Origin of the sequence: Ancylobacter mangrovi, from assembly GCF_024752335.1 — a bacterium.
GTDB lineage: Bacteria > Pseudomonadota > Alphaproteobacteria > Rhizobiales > Xanthobacteraceae > Ancylobacter > Ancylobacter mangrovi.
Window position 1 is genome coordinate 54,278 of the sequence record NZ_JANTHY010000011.1, and the last position, 19,662, is coordinate 73,939.

A 19,662-nucleotide genomic window follows, 5' to 3' on the forward strand; every position below is an offset into this window, starting at 1 on the left:
ATGCGCGCGGCCAATGTGCTCCAGCTCGGGATCAAGGAACTGCGCGGCCTGCTGCGCGACCCGATGCTGCTGATCCTGATCGTCTATTCCTTCACCGTCTCGATCTACACCGCCTCGACTGCCATGCCCGAGACGCTGAACCGGGCCTCGATCAGCATCGTCGACGAGGACCGCTCGCCGGTCGCCTCGCGCATCGTCACCGCGTTCTACCCGCCCTATTTCACCGTACCGAAGCTCATCACCGCCTCGCAGATGGACCGGCGGATGGATTCCGGGCTCGACACCTTCGCGCTCGACATCCCGCCGAACTTCCAGCGCGATCTGCTCGCCGGGCGGGCGCCGACCATCCAGCTCAACGTCGACGCCACCCGCATGTCGCAGGCCTTCTCGGGCGGGGGCTACGTGCAGTCCATCGTCTCGGGCGAGGTCAACGAGTTCCTGAACCGCTACCGCGGCGAGACCGAGGTCCCGGTCGAGCTCACGCTGCGCACGCGCTTCAACCAGGAGCTCAACAAGAGCTGGTTCGGCGCCGTGACCAACGTGATCTCCTCGATCACCATGCTCTCGATCATCCTCACCGGGGCCGCGCTGATCCGCGAGCGCGAGCACGGCACCATCGAGCACCTCCTCGTCATGCCGGTCACGCCGGTCGAGATCATGCTCGGCAAGATCTGGTCGATGGGGCTCGTCGTGTTCATCGCCACCACCGTGTCGCTGATCCTCATCGTGCAGGGCGCGCTCAAGGTGCCGATCAACGGCTCGCTGACATTGTTCCTTATGGGCACGGCGCTGCACCTCTTCGCCACCACCTCGATGGGCATCTTCCTCGCCACCGTGGCCGGCTCGATGCCGCAATTCGGGCTGCTACTGATGCTGGTGCTGCTGCCGCTGCAGGTGCTTTCCGGCGCCACCACGCCGCGCGAGAGCATGCCGCAGATCATCCAGGACATCATGGCGTTCGCTCCGAACACCCATTTCGTCATCCTTGCCCAGTCGATCCTGTTCCGCGGCGCCGGACTGACGGTGGTGTGGCCGCAATTCCTGGCGCTGCTCGCCATCGGCGGGGCGCTGTTCTTCCTGTCGCTGCGCCGGTTCAGGCGCTTCCTGCGCTAGAAGCGGCGCCAGCCGCGGCTCTTGCCGACAGCCTCCGCAAAGCGGGCGTAATCCTCGCCCGTCACCGACCCGTCCGGCTCGAAGCGCCGGGCGGGCACGCGCAGGGAGGCGACATCGGCACCGCAAAGTTCGGCGAGGCCGAGCGAGGTCATCTCGTGATGGGCGGGCACGAGGACCGCCCGTCCGCTCGCCGCGGCGAGGAAGCGGCCGAAATAGGCGCTCTGCGACAGGCCGCCATCGATCGACACGGTAGCGATCGACCCGACCGATAGGGCCGCCGCCTCGATCAGACCGACGGTGAGCATGGCGATGCCTTCCAGCACTGCGCGCACCATGTCGGCGCGCCCGGTCGCGGCGTCCATGCCGATGAAGAGCGGCGCCGCCTGCCGGTCCCAATAGGGCGCGGCGAGGCCCGACAGCGCCGGAACGAAGACGAGGCCGCGGCCGAGCGCGGAAGGCCCTTCGAAGCCGTCGAGCTCGGACGGTTCCGCATAGAGCCCTATCCGCCGCGCCCAGTCGAGCGCCGCGCCCGCATCATAGACCCCGCCCTCGATCGCGAACACCGTCCCCTCGCCCGTCCGCCGCCACGCCACCGTCGGCAGCAGGTCGGACGGCGCGGGTCGCTCGTCGCCGGTGACCGCGAGCAGGAAGGCGCCGGTGCCGAAGGTGATCTTGGCGTCGCCCGGCCGGCGGCAGCCATGCCCGTAGAGCGCCGCCTGCTGGTCGACGATCGACACCTTCACCGGTGTGCCATCGAGGCTGCCGAACCCGGCATCGACGGCGGCGATCTCCGGCAGGCACTCGATCGGCACGCCGTGGAGCGCGCACAGCTCCGGGCTCCAGCGCCCGGTCGCGATATCCAGCAGGCCGGTGCGGGAGGCGGTCGCGATGTCGGTAACGAAGCTGCCGCACAGCCGGTCGAGGAAAAAGGCGTCGGTGGTACCGAGCCGCAGGCGCCCCGCCTCGTACGCGGCCGCGACTTCGGTAAGCTCCGCCAGCAGCCAGGCGAACTTGCCGGCCGAGAAATAGGCATCGAGCGGCAGGCCGCAGATCGCCTTCGAGCGCACCTCGGCCGCAGCGCCGAGCGCCGCCAGCGCGCCGGCCGTGCGCGCGTCCTGCCAGACGATGACGGGCGACAGCGGCGCGCCGCTCACCCTGTCCCAGGCGAGGCAGCTCTCGCCCTGATTGGCGATGGCGATCGCGTCCACCGGCCCCGCCGCCTGCAGTACGGCGCGGATGTTGCGCAGCAATTCCTCGCCATCCTGCTCGACCCGGCCCGGCGCTGGATGGTGCTGGCTATGGCGCTGGCTCGCGACGACGCGCGCCTCGCCGGCCGCCTCGTCCACCAGCAGGCAGCGCGTCGAGGTGGTGCCCTGGTCGATCGCCGCCACCCGCATCAGCCGGCCTCCCGGAACCGGACATGCACCGCGCCCGCCTCGGCGGCGCCGGGCGGGATCGGCACAAGGATGCGCCGCTCCGGCAGGAAGGTGCCCTCCCCCGACCAGACCTCCGATCCGTCGAGCGCCAAGGACAGCCGGCCGCGCGCGCGGCGCAGGAAGCGGAGCTGGAAGTCGCGGAAGGCGGGCTCGGTGCCCGCATCGCGGCGCAGCAGGCCCGGCACCACCAGCTTGACCGGCGGGTCGAACGTCACCGGCACGGGTGGGGCGACCTGCGCGTCGCGCGCCAGGTCCGCCGCGATCGCCCGCCCGACGGCACGCCCCTCGCGAAAGGCCCAGCCGCCGGTCTCGACCGCGCGCAATATGTTGCCGCTGGCGAAGACCACCGGATCGGCGGTACGCCCGTCCTGGTCGATGGCCGGTCCCGCACTGCCGGCCTCGACCCCGATCGGCGACTGCCGGAACAGCGCCGATTCCGGGGTGAAGCGCCCCGTCAGCAGCACCCCGTCGCAGGCGAGCGTCTCTACCGCGCCGTCGCTCCGGCGGAAGGCGACCGCCTCGACCCTGTCCACGCCACGAATGTCGATCACCTCGGCCCCGCAATGGAACGGCACGCCGGCGATGCGCGGGAACCATGCGAAGGGGGCCCGGGCCAGCGGATGCGGCGCGCTCTCCAGCAGCGCGAGCGGGCGCGCGCCATGGGTGAGGCAGGTGAGGACGGCGGAAAGGCTCACCAGTTCGGAGCCGAGGATCACCGGCCGCCGGAACGGCATCAGCCCGTGAAACGCGACATAGGCCTGCAGCGTGCCGGTGGTGACGACGCCGATCGGCCGGTCGCCGGGCAGCAGCCGGTCCGCGCGCGGGCGCTCGCGGGCACCGGTGGCGATCATGAGGCGCCGCGCCGACAGGGTCTCGACGCCGCGCGCCGAGGCGACCTCGAGCTGCCCGCCGTCGAGCATCCGCACCACCGAATGGCCGAGCCGGACATCGACGCCCGCCTGCCCGGCCTCCTGCGCCAGCCGCCGGCCATAGGCCGCGCCGAGATAGACCCGGCCGAACTCGCGCATGCCGAAGGGCGAGTGGCTGCAATGGCGCGTCGCCCCGCCGAGCTCCGGCTCGCGGTCGAGCAGCACGACGCGCTCCACGCCGCGCCGGCGCAGTTCCACCGCCGCCGCCACGCCGGCCGGGCCGCCACCGACGACGATCACGTCGTTCATCGCCCCGCTCATGACCGCCGGGGCTCCTCGTCCTCGCCCACCGCGAGCGGCTCGGCGAGGCGCCCGCGCGTCATCTCCGCGAGGCGCGCATTGCAGTAGAAGCCCTGGCACCGCCCCATCCCTGCGCGCGTGCGTCGCCTCAGCCCCCCGAAATCGCCCGGCGGCACCGCGCTCTCGAACGCCGCCTCGATCTCGCGGCGCGTCACCAGCTCGCAATGGCAGACGATCTCGCCATGGTCGGGCTGCTGCCAGTCGCGCTCGCGCGTCTCGGCGAGGTTGGGCAGATGGACCGCCGGCGCGCCGGCCGGCGTGAGCGGCGGCCCTTCGAAGGCGGCGTGCAGTTTCAGCGCGTGCTGCGCGAGGCCGAGCGCGGCGCTGAGCCCGGTCGAGCGTATGCCGCCGAGCGTGATGGCCCGGCTCTCCGGCCGCGCGAAGATGCGGTAGCCCTTCTCCTCGCTCGCGGGCCGCAGCCCGGCATAGACGGCGGTTATCGGCATGCCCTCGAGGGCGGGGACGATCTCGGCGCCGCGCTTCAGCAAGGCGCGTAGCGTGTCGGTCTCGACGGTGGCGCGGGTGCGGTCCTGCTGCTCCTCCGCCGTTGGCCCGATCAGCACATTGCCGAAGGCGGTGGGGCACACCACCACGCCCTTGGTTATCTCGGTCGGCACGGGAAGGACGATACGCGGCACATGAGGAAAGGCCGCCTTGTCGAGCACCACGAACTGGCCCTTGCGCGGACGGATCTCGAACTCGGGCGTGAAGCCGAGCCGACGGTCGACCTCGTCACCATAGAGCCCGGCGGCGTTGACCACGGCACGCGCGCGCAATTCGCCGGCCGAGGTCGCGAGTGTCCAGTCGCCACCGAAGCGGCCCTCGATCAGCTCGGCCCGGCGCAGGAACCGCGCCCCCAGCGCCACCGCCTGCGTCAGATAGGCGAGCGGCGCGCTCCAGGGATCGATGATGTGCTCGCCCTCGACCTCGATCGCCGCCGCCAGCCGCGGCGAGAGTGCGGGCATGCCCGCGCGCGCCTCATGCGCGTTCAGCAAGCGCAGCCCGGCGATGCCATTGTCGCGCCCCTGCGCCGCGATTGCCTCCAGCTTCGCCGCCTCCGCCTCGTTCCAGGCGCAGACCAGCGCGCCCGTCGTCACGAGCGGCAGGCCGAGGCTGTCGCGGATGTCGAGATATTCCGCCCGCCCGGCCTTCACCAGCTCCAGCTCCAGGCTGCCGGGCGGGGCGTCGAAGCCGGTATGCAGGATGGCGCTGTTGGCCTTGGAGGCGCCGCTCAGAATGTCGCTGCCCTTCTCGACCAGCACGACCTTCGCCCCGGCCAGCGCGAAGCGGCGCGCGAGAGCGCAGCCGACGACGCCGGCCCCGATGATGGCGACGTCGAACATCTCCTGAAGCGAGGGGGCGGGCGTCGGCCGGGCCTGCGCGTGGAGCATCGTTGCTCCCTTCCTGTCACAACGCGACCGGCCCGCGGCCGGTCACGGCACTTCACTCGGCTCCGGCGTGCGCCGGGCCGTCGGCGCCCCCGCCCGCACGGGCGGAGGCGCCATAGGCGGCAGATGAGGTCGGTCCCGATCAGCGATAGGGGTAGCCGGCCTTCTGCATCGTCTCGGCGTATTTCTTGAAGGCGGCGACCACCTTGCCCGCGCGCGGGCTGGAAGCGGCAACCTCGTCCCAGAAGCCCGTGGCGTCCTGGACCACCTGCGCCCATTCCTGCGGCGGCAGCGAGGTGAGCTCCATCTTCTCGCCTTCCACGCGCAGCTTGGCCTCGCCGCCCCAGTACCAGACGTCGCGATAATAGTGCGACTGGTCGATGGACATGAGGAACAGCTCCTTCAGGTGCGGCGGCACCTTGTCCCAACTCGCCGTGTTGGCGAAATAGCTGCCGAACCACGCGCCGGTGACCGAGTTGGAAAGGGCGTAGTTGCACACGTCGGCCCAGCCCACCTCATAGGCCTCGGTGAAGCCGCACCAGGCGACGCCGTCGAGCTCGCCGGTCTGCATCGCGACTTCGACGTTGTCCCACGGGATCGTCACCGGCACGAGACCGTACTTGGACAGGAACTTGCCCGCGGTCGGCACGCCGAACACGCGCAGGCCCTGCATGTCGGCGAGGCTGCGGATCGGCTTCTCGACGGTGAAGATGTGCAGCGGGTCCCAGGCGCCGGTGGACAGCCAGGTGACGTTATCGACCTCGGAATAGGCCTCTTCCCAGATCTCCTTCAGCCCGTAATAGCGGAACAGCGCCGGCACATCGAGGCTGTAGCGGGTGGCGAAGGGGAAGTAGCCGCCGAACACGGCGATATCGACCGGCGAGGCCATGGTCGCCTCGTCCGACTGCACCGCGTCGATGGTGCCGCTCTGCAGCGCGCGGAAGAGGTCGGCGGTCGGGACTAGCTGGTCGGCGTAGAACAGCTCGATCTCCATCTCCCCGTTCGCCGCCGTGTTGAAGGCCTCGATCTGCGGCTTGATGACGTGGGCGCCGAGCGGGGCGCCGGAATAGGTCTGCAGGCGCCACTTGATCGGGCCGGTCTGCGCGATGACGGCGGGGGCCGCCAGGGTGGAGCTCGCCAACGCCACGCCGGCGCCGAGGCCGGCCTTGCCGAGGAAGTTGCGGCGCGTCGCCAGGATCTTCTCCGCCGCGCCGGGCTTCTTGAGGCTGCCCGGCTTCGTGCTCTCGGGCGTCAGGATGCCAGACGTCTTGGTCTTGTCGCTCATCTGCTGTTCCTCTCGTTTTGGAAGGTTCTGGTTGCCGGCAACATGTCCTCAGCCCCGCACATTCGTGTGGGTGGGAAGCCAGAGTGCGAGCTGCGGGAACGCCATGATCAGCGCGATGGTGAGCGCCATGATCAGCACGAACGGCCAGATCGACCGGTAGATGTCGACCAGCGTGATCTCCTTCGGCGCCAGCGAGCGCATGAGGAAGAGGTTGTAGCCAAAGGGCGGGGTGATGTAGGCGATCTGGCAGGTGATGGTGTAGAGCACGCCGAACCAGATCAGCTGGTTGGGGAAGCCGAGATCCAGCGTCTTCACCAGCGGGATGTAGAGCGGCGCGACGATCACCAGCATCGCGGTGTCGTCGAGGAACATCCCCATGATCAGGAAGCTCACCTGCATCATGATGATGATGGTCCAGGGGTCGAGGTCCCACTGGCGCACGAACAGGTTCTCGATCGCCTTGACCGCGCCGAGCCCGTCGAACACCGCGCCGAAGGCGAGCGCGGCCAGGATTAGCCACAGGAACATGCAGGAGACGGCGAGCGTCTTCATCGACGTCTCGCGCACCAGCCGCCAGGTGAACCGGCGCTTCATCACCGCCGCCAGCGTCGCCGACGCCGCGCCCACCGCCGAGCTCTCGACGAGGCTGGTGTAGCCGGAGACGAACAGCCCGGTCATGAAGAAGAAGATGGCGAAGGGAATGATGCCCGCCCGCGCCAGCGCCAGCTTCTCGCGCAGGGGCATGTTCAGCTCTTCTTCCGCCACGATGGGCGCGAGCTTCGGGTTGGTGCGGGCGCGGAACATCACGTACAGCACGAACAGCGCCGCCATGATGAGGCCCGGCACCAGCCCGGCGAACCACAGCTTCGACACCGGCTGGCGGGCGATCATGCCGTAGAGCACCATCACCACCGAGGGCGGGATCAGGATGCCGAGCGAGGAGCCGCCCTGCACGACGCCGGAGATCAGCACCTTGTCGTAGCCGCGCCGCAGCATCTCCGGCAGCGCGATGGTGGCGCCGATGGCCATGCCGGCGACCGACAGGCCGTTCATGGCGGAGATGATGACCATCAGGAAGATGGTGCCGATGGCGAGCCCGCCGCGCACGCGCCCGAACCACACGTGCAGCATCCTGTAGAGGTCTTCGGCGATGCCGGACTCCGACAGGATGTAGCCCATGTAGATGAACATGGGCAGCGTGAGCATGGCGTACCAGTTGAAGAGCTTGAACACCTGGTTGAAGGGCAGCTCCACCGCGCCGTGCCCGTAGAGCAGCAGCGCCGCGCCGGCGGCGACGAAGCCGATGGCGGCGAAGACCCGCTGGCCCGAGACCAGCAGCAGCACCATCGAGGCGAACATGAGAAGGGCGATCGCCTCGTAGCTCACCGCAGTTCCTCCCCGCGCAGCGTGGCGACGTGCTTGAAGAAGAGCGCGAGGGCCTGCAGCAGCATCAGCACGATGCACGCGACCATCAGCGACTTGATCGGGATCACCGACGGATTCCAGATCGAGAACCGCCGCTCGTCGGTGGCGATGGCGTAGGCGAGGCTGGAGATCGAGCCCGCGAGCAGCACGCCGAGATAGAAGATCAGGCACCAGACGGTGAAGATATCGACCTTCGCCTTGCCGCGTACGGAAAGGTTTCCGTACCAGAGGTCCATGCGGACATGCTCGTCGTTCTTGAGCGTGATCGGCCCGCCCATGAAGTAATAGGCGGCGAGCGTGAACTGGGTGAGTTCCACCGCCCAGTGGACCGGCATGCGGATCAGGTTGCGGGTGACGGCGTCGAACAGCAGCGTGGCGCCCATGAAGAAGATGAGGGAGGCGGCGAGGTAGCCGACATAGTCGGAGATCCGATCCGTGAGGCGCACATAGAAGGCGATCCATCGCCACATGCCCGTCTCTGTCCGTTCTGCCACTTCGGAAGTCACATCCACGCTCCGTTCCTGTCCGATATGCACCCGCTCGGTCTTGAAGGTCGGCGCCGGCGCGCCCGCCGCCGGAAAATCCGCGTGACGCGCCAGACGACCCCGCCGCGCCCGGCTTGCACGGGCGCCGGCGCGCGATCCGCAAGACGGCGCCGACGCGATCGCCGCCGATGCCCCCGCAACGAGGCATCGCCGCGACGTCAGATGCCGATCACGCGGCCCGTCTGCCAAAGGCGGTCATAAGCAATCCCCTCGCGCCCGCTGCACGCCGAATGTGCGCGCCGTTATTTTCAGCACTAGCAAGCACCATACCGTTTTCGATACGGAAGGAAAGACCGAATTATCATCATTCACGGCCATTTTGACCGAAATGATTGACTGACGAGCCCGTATGATCAACATATAACTCCTGTAATTGACTATTCGGCCATATTACGCGGAAATATCGTTGGATACCCAAAGGTAAATGCCCGAATCGGCGTCGCCTCCGTACAGCGGCGCGGTCGCATTGACCCAACAACGGGCGTCACTTACCGATTCAGCAATCGCCGTCGCGTGGAATCGGGCGGGCCGCCGCACCGCCCGACCGGGCCGAAAGCCTGAGCATTCACGAAAGGCAAGTAGGGAAACGCCGTGCAGCCCTCCTCCCGCCATGACGACATCATCGCGCTGCTTTCCGAGGCCGGAGAGCTGAGCGTCGAGGCACTGGCCGACCGGCTCCGCGTCTCGCGCGAGACGGTGCGGCGCGATCTCGGCCGGCTCGACGCGGCCGGACGGCTGCGCCGCTTTCACGGCGGGGCCAAGGCGATCGGCGTGCCCGCCCCGGTCATGGACAAGGAATGGCCGTTTGCGCAGCGCATGGCGCAAAATGCGGCAGGCAAGAAGAGCATCGCCGCCGCCGCCGCCCGCCTGTTCGAGCCCGACGATTCCCTGTTCATCGACACCGGCAGCACCACCGTCACCTTCGCCGAGGCGCTGGCGGGTGCCCGCTCGCTGACGACGATCACCAACTCGCCGCGCATCGCTGCCATGCTCGCCGCCAATCACGCGCACAAGGTCTTCCTCATCGGCGGCGCCTATGGCGCGGATGCCGGCGAGAGCCTGGGGCCGCTGGCGCTGGAGCAGGTCGCCAAGTTCCGCGTGCGCCATGCGGTGCTGACCATCGGCGCCATCGATCCGGCCTGCGTGATGGATTTCGACCTGCAGGAGGCCGAGGTCGCCAAGGCGATGATCGAGCGCGCCGACCGCGTCACCGTGCTCGCCGACCACAGCAAGTTCGACCGGCGCGCCGTCTTCGAGGTCGCCCCGCTCGCGCGCGTGCATACGCTGGTAACCGACCTCGAGCCGTCCGAGCCGATGGCGAAGGCGATCGAGGCCGCCGGCACCCGGCTGATCGTCGCCGGCGGGGAGTGAGCGCACCACGTCCCGGGCGACGCGACAGTCGAGGGCGGGGCCGGACCTAACGTTGTGCGGCGCTCTCCGGGCGCAACGCTGGGGCATGTAGCGAGTGGATCGCGATCGGCGCACCTCAGCATCCGAAGCTTCGGTGCAGGGAGAAGTCCTCATGCTCCGCACGGGCGCCGAGAAGCTGGGGAAGCCGGCCAATGATGGCCTCTTGGCTCGATCGGACTTGCCTATGCCAAATAGCGAATAAAACTATTTTATTGATGCCGCGCGTGGCCTCACTCTGATCCTCTACGTAAATGGCGGGCGCGGCACGACGGGAACGGAAGGTTCGCGTCGGCGGTGTGCGCCTCGTCGCCCTCGCCCGCGGCAGCGGGTCGACGGCATAGTCCGAGCGGCCCGTTGGGCCGACGGCGGCAGACCCGCGCGTCGCCACACTCCAGTATTATCATGTATATAAAGTGATCCTATGCGGCGCATAGGAGCATTGCTTTCACGTCTTTTGATTCATTTCACGAACGTGTCAAATCATGTTCATAGGATTTGATTATTCTGAGCGCGATTCATTCGCACTCCATTTAATCAAATGACGAGGAAAAAAGCGCCATCTGCTCATTTTGGCGCATTTTGCGGCATTTGATCCAGATCAACTGTTGACCGCCCAACCTTCCGTTCGGACAATCCTCGCACATTCACGAGGTACCGGACATGCTCGAGCTCTCCGCCCGGGAGACCAGGGCGCTCATCGGCCGCAAGCAATTGTCGCCGGTGGAGGTGCACGACGCCTGTCAGGCCCGCATCGAGGCGGTCGACCCCCATTTGAACGCGCTGGTGGCGCGTGACTTCGAGCGCTCGCGCCGGGACGCCCGCCGGGCCGAGGACGCGGTGATGCGCGGCGAGCAGCTCGGCGTGCTGCACGGCCTGCCAGTCGCCATCAAGGACCTCACCGAGACTGAGGGCCTCGTCACCAGCTTCGGCTCGCTCGCCCATGCCGACAACGTGCCGTGGCGCGACGATCCGCTGGTGGCACGCATCCGCGCGGCGGGCGGCGTCGTCATTGCCAAGAGCAACACACCCGAATTCGGCGCCGGCGCCAACACGGTGAACAAGGTCTATGGCGCGACGGTGAACCCGTTCGACCCCACGCTGTCCTGCGCCGGCTCCTCGGGCGGGTCGGCGGCGGCGCTCGCGCCCGCCATGGTGCCGCTGGCGACCGGCTCGGACCTCGGCGGCAGCCTGCGCACCCCAGCCTCCTTCTGCGGTGTGGTCGGCCACCGCCCCTCGCCCGGCGCGGTGGCGAGCGAGGGGCGCGCCCATGGCTGGTCGCCCCATCTCGTCGAGGGCCCCATGGCCCGCTGCGTCGACGACGCGGCGCTGCTGATGGCGGCGATGGTCGGCGAGAGCGCGCGCGATCCGCTGTCGCGCCCGCTCGACCCGCGCGACTTCCTTCATCTGCACAAGGTCGATCCCGGCACGCTGCGGGTCGCCTTCAGCGCCGACCTCGGCGGCGTGCCGGTGGCGCGCGAGGTGGCGGAGCACTTCGTGGCGGTGGCCGAAGGGCTGGCGCCGCTCTTCGGCCACAGCATGTGGAAGGATCCGGAACTGCCGGAAGTCGACGCGACCTTCGAGACGCTGCGCGCGGTCGGCTTCGCCGGCGGCATCACCGACTATGTCGAGCGCCACCGCGCCCTCGCCACGCCCAACGTCGTCGCCAATACCGAGCTGGCGCGGCGGTTCGCCATCGCCGATATCGCCCGCGCCCAGGCCGGGCAGACCGAGATCCTGCGCCGCTTCCAGGACTTCTTCGCCGATGTCGACCTGCTGATCTGCCCGGCGGCGTCGGTGGTGCCGTTCCCGGTTGACGAGCTCTACGTGCCCGAAATCAACGGCGTCGCGCTCGACACCTACATCAGCTGGTGCGCCATCGCCTACGCGATCACGCTCACCAGCCATCCCGCCACCGTCATCCCCTGCGGGCTCGGCCCGTCCGGCCTGCCCTTCGGCCTGCAGATCGTCGGTCGGCTGCGCGACGACGCCGGCACGCTCGCTGCGGCCGCCGCCATCGAGGCGGCGCTGGCCGACGATCCGGTGCTGGCGCGCCCCGCTCCCGATCTCACCCGGCTCGCCCGGATGCCCAGCCGGGCGGGAGCGGTCATCGCCGCCCTCGCCGGCCCCTTCGAACGACCCGGCGCCCATGCGCGCCACGCAGTTGCCCCGTGACGGGTGGAGGAAGTGCTTTGCTGATCAAGGACGTGCGCGTCAGCGTTCACCGCTTCAAGAATTCGGTGCCGCTGATCAACAAGCCGATCGAGGATGATTACCGCATCATCTGCGAGATCGAGACAGACGAGGGCCATGTCGGCATCGGCATGGCCTCGCGCTTCCTCTGGCATGGCGTCGCCGCCGTCGCCGGCAAGCATCTCGGCCCAGCCATCATCGACATGGACCCGCGCGACCTGGAGAAGATCCACGCTCGCCTGCAGCCGCTGATCTCCGAACGCGGCGCGATGACGGGCATCAACCTCGCCGGGCTCTCCTGCATCGATCTCGCGCTGTGGGACATCATCGGCAAGGCGAGCGGGCGCACAGTCGCCCAGCTCCTCGGCGGCGCCAAGGATTATGCCGACGCCTATGTGACCTACGGCTTCGCCGCCTTCGAGACCGAGCACCTGATCGAGATGGCGCGGATCCTGATCGGCAAGGGCCACACCCGGCTGAAGATGCTGGTCGGCACCGGGCGCGGCCTCGTCGAGGACGCGAAGCGCGTCGCTGCGGTGCGCGAGGCGATCGGCGAGGACATCCTGCTCGCGGTCGACGCCAATGAGGGGCTGCGCCCGGAAGAGGCGCTGCGCATCGCCAAGATGATCGAGCCCTGCAACATCGCCTGGTTCGAGGACCCGCTGCAGCGCGTCGACGCGCGCGACCTCGGCAACATGCGCAAGCGCACCACCATCCCGCTCTCGGCCGGGCAGATGGACGGGCATTCGCTGCGCTTCCGCGAGTGGGTCGAGCACGACGCGATCGACATCTTCATGCCGAACAGCATGTACAACGGCGGCATGACGGAGACCCGCCGGGTCGCGCATCTTTCGCAGATCTACAACAAACCCTTGTCGGATGCCGGCGGCGGCGGCGTGTGGTGCCTCCATCACGTCGCCGGCTTCCGCAACGGCACGCTGGCCGAAATCCATCTCGGCACCGAGCAGGTCGAGGAGCAGATGTTCCTCGATCCGCCCAGGGCCGTGAACGGACGCGTCGCCATACCCGACGCGCCGGGATTCGGCGTCACCCTCAACAGGGACATGCTGAAGGAAACGCTCGTCACCGCGTGACGAGCCAATCAATCAACGAAGGAGAGTGGGAACATGGCCTATCGCTTCAATATGCGTCACGCGCTCGGGGCTCTCGCCCTCAGCACCAGCCTGGTCGCCGGCGGCGCCTTCGCCGAGCCGCTGCACCTCAAGATGGCGAGCCCCTCCCCCGCGGGCGGCTTCGACACCATCATGGCGCAGAAGGTCGCCGACAAGATGAAGGCGAAGATGGGTGACGAGTTCACCTACGAGCTGTTCGACAACGCCACCATCGGCGACGAGATCGTGCACATGCAGCAGGTGCGCACCGGCCAGATCGACATCACGCCGATGGGCTCGGACGCGGTCGAGCTGGACAACGCCTGGGCGGTGTTCGACATGCCCTTCATGTTCCCGGACCGCGAGGCGGTGGCGAAGGTGCTGGACGGCGAGTTCGGCCAGAAGCTCGCCGCCTCGATGCGCGAGAAGGCGGGCCTCGAAGTGCTGGCCTTCGGCGAGATCGGCTTCCGCCAGATCACCAATTCGGTGCGCCCGATCAAGACCCCGGCCGACTTCCAGGGCATGAAGATCCGCGTGCCGGGCAGCGAGACCCGCATCCTGACCTTCAAGACGCTGGGCGCGACCCCGGTCAACATGAACTTCGGCGAGGTGTTCCTCGCCCTGCAGAACAAGACCATCGACGGCCAGGAGAACCCGCTCAACGACATCGTCGAGCGCTCGCTGCAGGAGGTCCAGCCCTACATCTCGATCTCCAACCACGTCTACACGCCGATCACCTTCGCGATGAACGCGAAGAAGTTCGACTCCCTGCCCGACGACCAGAAGGCGATGCTGAAGGAAGCCGCGCTCGAGGCAGCCAAGGAGATCCGTGCGCTCGGTGCGCAGAAGGACGAGGACCTGCTGGCCAAGCTGAAGGCCAACGGCAAGAACGAGATCATCGAGATCGACCGCGCCGCCTTCGTCGAGGCCTCGCAGCCGCTCTACGCCGAGATCGGCAAGATCGCCGGCGGCACCTATGCGGCCGACATGCAGGCCGCGCTGCAGTGACCCCCGCCTAGCCGACGATGCGCCGAGCGTCCGGCGGGCTCCGGCCCGCCGGACGTCGCCTTTCAGGAACCGATGCCATGAGACGGATGCCATGAGCCTGCCCGAAGATCCGCAACCGCCGGAGGCCGACCTCGGCCGGCAGATGGAGGAGGCCGGCTTCGAGCTCGAGCTCGGCCAGAACGAGCACGGCCTCGACGCCTGGATCAACGGCATCGCGGGCGCGCTGGGCGCAGCGGCGCTTGTGACGGTCACGCTGCTCGTCTTCCTCAACGCCTCGCTGCGCTACCTCTTCAATTCGGGGATCATCTGGGCCGACGAGATCGTCATCGCGCTCATTCCCTGGCTCACCATGCTCGGCATGTTCCTCTCGGTGCGCCGGCGCGAGATCATCCGCATCGAGCATTTCGCCAACCGCCTGCCGCAGGGCGCGCGGCGCATCCTCAACGCCTTCGCCGACCTGCTGTCCGCGGCGTCCTTCGCCTATCTCGCCTTCGTCTCGTTCGACTATTTCGCGATGTTCGGCGGCGACAAGACGACCTATCTCAAGCTGCCCAAGGGCTGGTTCATCTCGTCCATGCTGGTCGGCTCGGCGCTGCTGGCGCTCGCCTTCCTCGCCGACTTCGTGCGCACGCTGCGCGCGCGCAACCTCGCCCCCATTCCCGAGGAGAAGGCCGCGCGATGACCGGGGCAATCGTCGGCATCGCCGTCCTCCTCGTCCTCCTGATGCTCGGCGTGCCGATGGTGGCCGCCCTGCTCAGCGCCGTCGCGCTGCTGCTCTATCTCAGCGGGCAGTGGGGCATGTCGCTGCCGCAGACCATGGTGGCGGGCCTGTCGGGCTACACGCTGCTCTCGCTGCCGCTGTTCGTCTTCGCCGGCACGCTGATGAACTCGGGCGGCATCGCCGCGCGGCTGTTCGCCTTCGCCCGCGCGCTGGTCGGCTGGACCCGCGGCGGGCTCGCGCAGGTGAACGTGCTCACCAGCGTGTTCTTCGGCGGCATGATCGGCTCCTCCGCCGCCGACCTCGCGGGGTCGGGCTCGGTGCTGATCCCGGCGATGAAGCGCGACGGCTATTCGGGCGCCTTCTCGGCCGGGGTGAGCGCTTCGTCTTCCGGCATCGGCCCGCTCATCCCGCCCTCCTCGCCGGCGATCCTCTATTCGGCGGTCACGGGCACCTCGCTGAGCGCGCTGTTCCTGGCGGGGCTGATTCCCGGCCTGCTGCTCGGCCTCGTCTTCATGGCGACCATCACCTGGCTCGCGCACCGGCACGGCTACCCCGCCTTCGGGCATTTCTCGCCGCGCGAGATCGGGCGCACCGGGCTTGCCGCGCTGCTCGCCTTCGGCATGCCCGGGCTGATCGTCGGCGGGCTGGTGGCCGGCGCCTTCACGCCCTCGGAGGCCGGCGCCTTCGGCGTCGTCTACGCCGCCTTCCTCTCCTTCGCGGTCTACCGCACGCTGAACCTGAAGGGGCTCTACCAGGCGACGGTCGCCGCGGTGCAGATGACGGGCGAACTGCTCGGCATCGTCGCGCTCTCGGTGGCGCTGGGCAGCGCGCTGTCGGCCGCCCATGTGCCGCAGGCCTTCGCCGGGCTGATCGACGTGCTGACCATCGGCGACAGCCCGTTCATGCGGCTGCTGGCGATGATGATCATCGCCATCATCGCCGGCATGTTCATCGACCCGCTGATCCCGGTGCTGGTGCCGATCCTCCTGCCCTCGCTTCAGCTCTTCGGGGTCGACCTGATCCATTTCGGCGTGTTGATGGTCATGGCGGTGGTGATCGGCCAGATCACGCCCCCGGTGGCGATGTCGCTGATCATCACGGCACGGATCGCCAAGGTCGACCAATGGCAGGTGTTCCGCGCCAACATGCCGTTCTTCATCATCACCCTGCTGTTCACGCTGGTGCTGATGGCGGTACCGGCGCTATCCACCTGGCTGCCGATGCACATGCGGAACTGAGCGCCTCGGAGAATGCGAGGGGACGCAAGCGGGCATGAAAGGAGACGGACGGGTGAGCGACGAGTGGGCGATCATGAACTGGATCAAGCGCGGCAATGTCCGCTCCAAGATCTGGGCGATCCTGCCGGTGGAGAGCCTGGCGGTGCTGCCGCGCCTCCATGACGAGGGTCACTGGGAGGAATATCGCCGCCTGCCCGCACGCCGCTTCGTCGACCAGGACGGGGCGCGCGAGGCGATCGAATCGGACGGCTTCTGCTTCATCGCCGAGCGCATGGCGATCGGCCCGCTGGCGGACTAGCCGCGCGCGGCAAGGCCCGCCCCTTCGTGCCGGTCGCCTCGCCTGTCATTTTCCGCTATGCGGATGCCCATGCCTTCTGCACGGGCAGCGGGGCTGCTCCCTGCTTCACGCCCGGAGAAGGGAACGTGTCATATGGACGGGGCCCGAGCCATGCCATCGCCGACCTTCATCCCGAAGCCCCTCGTGGACCAGGCGTTCGAGTGGCTGGAAGAAGCCATCATCAAGGGCACCTACGCGCCGGGCACCAAGCTCGACGAGGTGGCGCTGGCGCGCGCCTTCAACATCAGCCGCGGGCCGGTGCGCGAGGCGATTCGCCGGCTCGAGGGCAAGCAGCTGGTGGAACGCGTGCCCAATATCGGCGCGCGGGTGGCCTCATTCGCGCCGGACGCCATCTTCGACCTGCTCGAGGTGCGCGAGGGGCTGGAGGGCATCGCCGCCCGGCTGGCGACGCAGCGCATGTCGAAGGAGGCGATCGCCGGGCTCGACGCCCTGCTCGACCGCCATGCCGAGCAGGGCGAGGTGCAGGCGGGGGAAAGCTATTTCCAGCGCTCGGGCGACCACGACTTCCATTTCCGCATCATCCAGGGATCGGGAAACGCCAAGCTGATCTCGATGCTGTGCGACGACCTCTACAGCCTGCTGCGCGTCTACCGCTACCGTTCGGGCCTGCGCCCGGGACAGGCCCCGAAGTCGCTGCAGGAGCACCGCAGCGTGGTCGAGGCGATGAAGGCCGGCGACGCGGACCGGGCCGAGCACCTGATGCGCGAGCATCTGCGGCAGGCGCGGGCGCGGCTGCGCGAGGAATTCGAGGAAGACGCGCGCAAGTCGGCGTAACCTTCGGCGCCGGACGGGCGACGCCGGTGCATCAGGCGGTCGGCGGATGCCGGCGCACCGCCGCCTCGTCGATGTCGGTGCCCCAGCCCGGCCGCAGCGGCAGCACGAACTGGCCGTCCACGATCTCGGGCAGGTGGGTGTAGAACTCGCCGCGCCACGGCACGCCGTCGACGTCCATCTCCATGACGCGCAGATTGGGGATCGCGGCCGAGAAATTGGCGCTGATGAAATCCGCCAGATGGCCGAAATAATTGTGCGGCGCGATGTTGATGTCGTAGCTGTCGGCGCAGGCGGCGACCCTCAGCCCTTCCAGATAGCCGTTCCAGACCAGGTCGACGATGGCGACATCGACCGCCCCCGCCTCGAAGAAGGCGCGGTAGCCGCGCTGGCCATAGACGTTCTCGCAGGAAGCGACCGGCGTCGTCACACAGCGGCGCACATGGGCGAGGAAGCCGGGCTCGCGGCTGTCCATCTCGATCCACCCCAGCCCCGCCCCTTCGAGGATGCGGCACAGGCGCAGAAAGCCTTCCGGCTTGAAGTTCATGTTGAGGTCGAGATTGATCTCGACCTCCGGACCCGCGCCGGCGCGCAGCGCCTCGATCTGACGCAGGATCTGGCCCTCGGCGGCCGGGTTGGGATTGAGCTCGGGAAAGCCGCCGCTCGCCCCGCGCCCCGGGCGGTAGGCGACGAAGCGGTCGTCTTCCTTCAGCAGAAGGTTGGTCTTCAGCGCGCGGAAGCCGCGCGCGCGCACCTCCTCGCCGATGCGCGAGAGGTCGTCATAGCTGCGCGGCGGCTCGACGCCGAGTTCCTTCGGGTAGCGCGCGCGATAGCCCACGCAGTGCGACCAGTAGAGCGGCACGCGCTCGCGCAGCGTGCCGCCGAGCAGCTCGCGCACCGGCACGCCGAGCGCCTTGCCCTTCACGTCGAGCAGCGCGTTGACGATCGCCGCCACCGCCTGCTGGTTGAGCCCCACCGGCGCCTGCGAGATCAGGCTGCCGAGCCGGGCCGCGATCGCCTCGATCGCCAGCGGATCGCGGCCGACGATCTGCTCCGCGAGCGCGGCGACCACCGCGCTGATCCCGGTGTTGCTGGAGCCCGGACCATCCGTGTACTCGGACCAGCCGACGATGCCGTCCGAGGTCTCCAGCCGCAGGAAGGAGATGGTGCGCCATCCGAACGCGGCGTGGAGGATGTCGGCGCGCGTGATCTTCATCGTGTTCTTCTACCGGCGATAGCAAGGAGGCCGGGGCGCGCGGCCCCGGCCGGAGGGATCACACGAAGCCGGGACCCTCGATGACGGGGTTGGCCTTGATGAAGTCCTCGTCGACTTCCAGACCGATACCCGGTCCTTCCAGCGGATGCACGCAGCCATCCGCCCCGACCTCGTAGGGCTTGTTCTTGAACGGACCCTCGCGCAGCGGGTTGCAGCCCTCGCTCGACTCGAAGAAGCCGCCGTTCTCGATCGAGGCCAGCACGTGGATTCCAGCCGCCAGATCCAGTCCGGTGACGCCGCCATGCGGATGCACGGCAATGTTCCAGGTCGAGGCGCAGGCGGCGATGCGCATGATCTCCGTCACGCCGCCGCACTTGCCGACATCCGGCTGGAAGATGCGGATGTTGCCGGAATCGAGATGCGGGATGAACTCGAAGCGGGTGTAGGAATTCTCGCCCAGCGCGAGCTGGGTCGAGGAGAAGGTGGCGGCGATCTCGTAGGCCTTGGTGTTGGTGGCCGGGAACGGCTCCTCCAGCCAGTACACGTCGAGTTCCTCCATCGCCGGCATCACGCGGCGGCAGTCGTCGAGGCTGTAGGCCGTGTTGGCGTCGGTGAGGATGGTGAGATCGGGGAAGCGCTCGCGCACCGCGCTGATGCGGGCGATGTCCTGCTTGTTGGTCTGGCCAAGGCGCAGCTTCACCGCGCGGAAGCCCTTCTCGACGAAGCCGCCGACCTCCTCGACCGTCTCCTCGGGCGTGCGGAAGCCGAGTGCGCCGCCGCCGCCGGCATAGGCCGGGATCGGCTTCTGCGAGCCGCCGAGCAGCTTGTAGAGCGGCATGTTGGCCGCCTTGCCCTTGATGTCCCACAGCGCCATGTCGATGCCGCTCAGCGCGATCACCGAGCCGGCGCCCATGCCGTGGCTGCCGATCTGGGCCTTGTAGACCTTGTCCCAGATCGCGGTCGTCTGCGAGGCGTCCATGCCCATGACGAGGTCGCGCATGGTGGTGTTGATGATGTGCGCCACCGCACCGGGGCTGCGCGCATGGTGCGCCTCTCCCCAGCCGATGATGCCCTCGTCGGTCACGATCTTGATGATGGTGGCGTCGCGCTTGGTGAGCTTGCCCAGTCCCAGCGTGTTCTGCCGCTCGGGGGGAAGCCGCACCGAGAGCGGATAGCCGATGACGTCGATGATCTTCATGTCGAACTCCGGAATAGGG

At 68.4% G+C, this 19,662-nt stretch carries 17 protein-coding genes; 9 read left to right on the forward strand and 8 right to left on the reverse strand.

The genetic code is table 11. The annotated features are described in order from the left end of the window. Positions 1–1,113, forward strand: a complete 1,113-nt coding sequence (locus NVS83_RS21590; protein WP_258734310.1) for an ABC transporter permease — start codon at positions 1–3, stop codon at positions 1,111–1,113. On the opposite strand, the gene NVS83_RS21595 is transcribed toward NVS83_RS21590, so the two are convergent. From NVS83_RS21595 to NVS83_RS21620, 6 genes are all read right to left on the reverse strand, one after another. Next, positions 1,110–2,510 carry an FGGY family carbohydrate kinase gene (locus NVS83_RS21595; RefSeq protein ID WP_258741220.1) on the reverse strand — a complete coding sequence of 467 codons (1,401 nt, stop codon included), beginning with the start codon at positions 2,508–2,510 and terminating at the stop codon, positions 1,110–1,112. The two genes, NVS83_RS21590 and NVS83_RS21595, sit on opposite strands and share 4 nt — an antisense overlap. Then, positions 2,510–3,739 (reverse strand): NAD(P)/FAD-dependent oxidoreductase, encoded by a 1,230-nt coding sequence (locus tag NVS83_RS21600; protein ID WP_258741221.1) that lies wholly within the window; start codon positions 3,737–3,739, stop codon positions 2,510–2,512. The genes NVS83_RS21595 and NVS83_RS21600 overlap by 1 nt, the downstream gene beginning before the upstream one ends. Then, positions 3,736–5,169, reverse strand: coding sequence for an NAD(P)/FAD-dependent oxidoreductase (locus NVS83_RS21605; RefSeq protein ID WP_258741222.1), 1,434 nt, complete (start codon positions 5,167–5,169; stop codon positions 3,736–3,738). The genes NVS83_RS21600 and NVS83_RS21605 overlap by 4 nt, the downstream gene beginning before the upstream one ends. Positions 5,170–5,308: 139 nt before the next feature. Further along, the gene (locus NVS83_RS21610) at positions 5,309–6,361 is read right to left on the reverse strand and encodes a type 2 periplasmic-binding domain-containing protein (RefSeq protein ID WP_258741410.1); all 1,053 of its coding nucleotides are present in this window, start codon (positions 6,359–6,361) and stop codon (positions 5,309–5,311) included. A gap of 138 nt (positions 6,362–6,499) precedes the next feature. Continuing rightward, positions 6,500–7,837 carry a TRAP transporter large permease gene (locus NVS83_RS21615; RefSeq protein WP_258734314.1) on the reverse strand — a complete coding sequence of 446 codons (1,338 nt, stop codon included), beginning with the start codon at positions 7,835–7,837 and terminating at the stop codon, positions 6,500–6,502. Next, positions 7,834–8,346: a TRAP transporter small permease subunit gene (locus NVS83_RS21620; protein WP_258741223.1), complete on the reverse strand. Its 513-nt coding sequence runs from the start codon at positions 8,344–8,346 to the stop codon at positions 7,834–7,836. Before NVS83_RS21620 ends, NVS83_RS21615 begins: the two co-directional genes overlap by 4 nt. Positions 8,347–9,012: 666 nt before the next feature. Here NVS83_RS21620 and NVS83_RS21625 point away from each other — a divergent pair. The 8 genes from NVS83_RS21625 to NVS83_RS21660 all read left to right on the forward strand — a co-directional run bounded on the left by NVS83_RS21625 (position 9,013) and on the right by NVS83_RS21660 (position 17,232). Next, the gene (locus NVS83_RS21625) at positions 9,013–9,792 is read left to right on the forward strand and encodes a DeoR/GlpR family DNA-binding transcription regulator (protein ID WP_258741225.1); all 780 of its coding nucleotides are present in this window, start codon (positions 9,013–9,015) and stop codon (positions 9,790–9,792) included. Between the two features lie 699 nt (positions 9,793–10,491). Continuing rightward, a complete protein-coding gene (locus NVS83_RS21630) occupies positions 10,492–12,003 on the forward strand; it encodes an amidase (protein WP_258741226.1) in 1,512 nt (503 codons plus the stop codon). Between the two features lie 17 nt (positions 12,004–12,020). Next, the gene (locus NVS83_RS21635; protein WP_258741227.1) at positions 12,021–13,115 is read left to right on the forward strand and encodes a mandelate racemase/muconate lactonizing enzyme family protein; all 1,095 of its coding nucleotides are present in this window, start codon (positions 12,021–12,023) and stop codon (positions 13,113–13,115) included. A gap of 33 nt (positions 13,116–13,148) precedes the next feature. After that, positions 13,149–14,141 carry a TRAP transporter substrate-binding protein gene (locus NVS83_RS21640; protein WP_258741228.1) on the forward strand — a complete coding sequence of 331 codons (993 nt, stop codon included), beginning with the start codon at positions 13,149–13,151 and terminating at the stop codon, positions 14,139–14,141. A gap of 91 nt (positions 14,142–14,232) precedes the next feature. After that, complete coding sequence (locus tag NVS83_RS21645; protein WP_258741229.1) at positions 14,233–14,823, forward strand: TRAP transporter small permease; 591 nt, start codon at positions 14,233–14,235, stop codon at positions 14,821–14,823. Beyond that, positions 14,820–16,100: a TRAP transporter large permease gene (locus tag NVS83_RS21650; RefSeq protein WP_258741231.1), complete on the forward strand. Its 1,281-nt coding sequence runs from the start codon at positions 14,820–14,822 to the stop codon at positions 16,098–16,100. Before NVS83_RS21645 ends, NVS83_RS21650 begins: the two co-directional genes overlap by 4 nt. 52 nt (positions 16,101–16,152) lie before the next feature. Further along, on the forward strand, positions 16,153–16,398 hold the full coding sequence (locus NVS83_RS21655; protein WP_258741233.1) for a hypothetical protein: 246 nt from the start codon (positions 16,153–16,155) through the stop codon (positions 16,396–16,398). Positions 16,399–16,530: 132 nt separating this feature from the next. Next, the gene (locus tag NVS83_RS21660; RefSeq protein ID WP_258741234.1) at positions 16,531–17,232 is read left to right on the forward strand and encodes a GntR family transcriptional regulator; all 702 of its coding nucleotides are present in this window, start codon (positions 16,531–16,533) and stop codon (positions 17,230–17,232) included. A 31-nt stretch (positions 17,233–17,263) separates the two neighbouring features. On the opposite strand, the gene NVS83_RS21665 is transcribed toward NVS83_RS21660, so the two are convergent. Beyond that, a complete protein-coding gene (locus NVS83_RS21665) occupies positions 17,264–18,445 on the reverse strand; it encodes a mandelate racemase/muconate lactonizing enzyme family protein (protein ID WP_258741235.1) in 1,182 nt (393 codons plus the stop codon). A gap of 58 nt (positions 18,446–18,503) precedes the next feature. Beyond that, entirely contained in the window at positions 18,504–19,643 is a 1,140-nt protein-coding gene (locus NVS83_RS21670) for a mandelate racemase/muconate lactonizing enzyme family protein (protein ID WP_258741236.1), read from the reverse strand. Between the last annotated feature and the right edge of the window lie 19 nt (positions 19,644–19,662).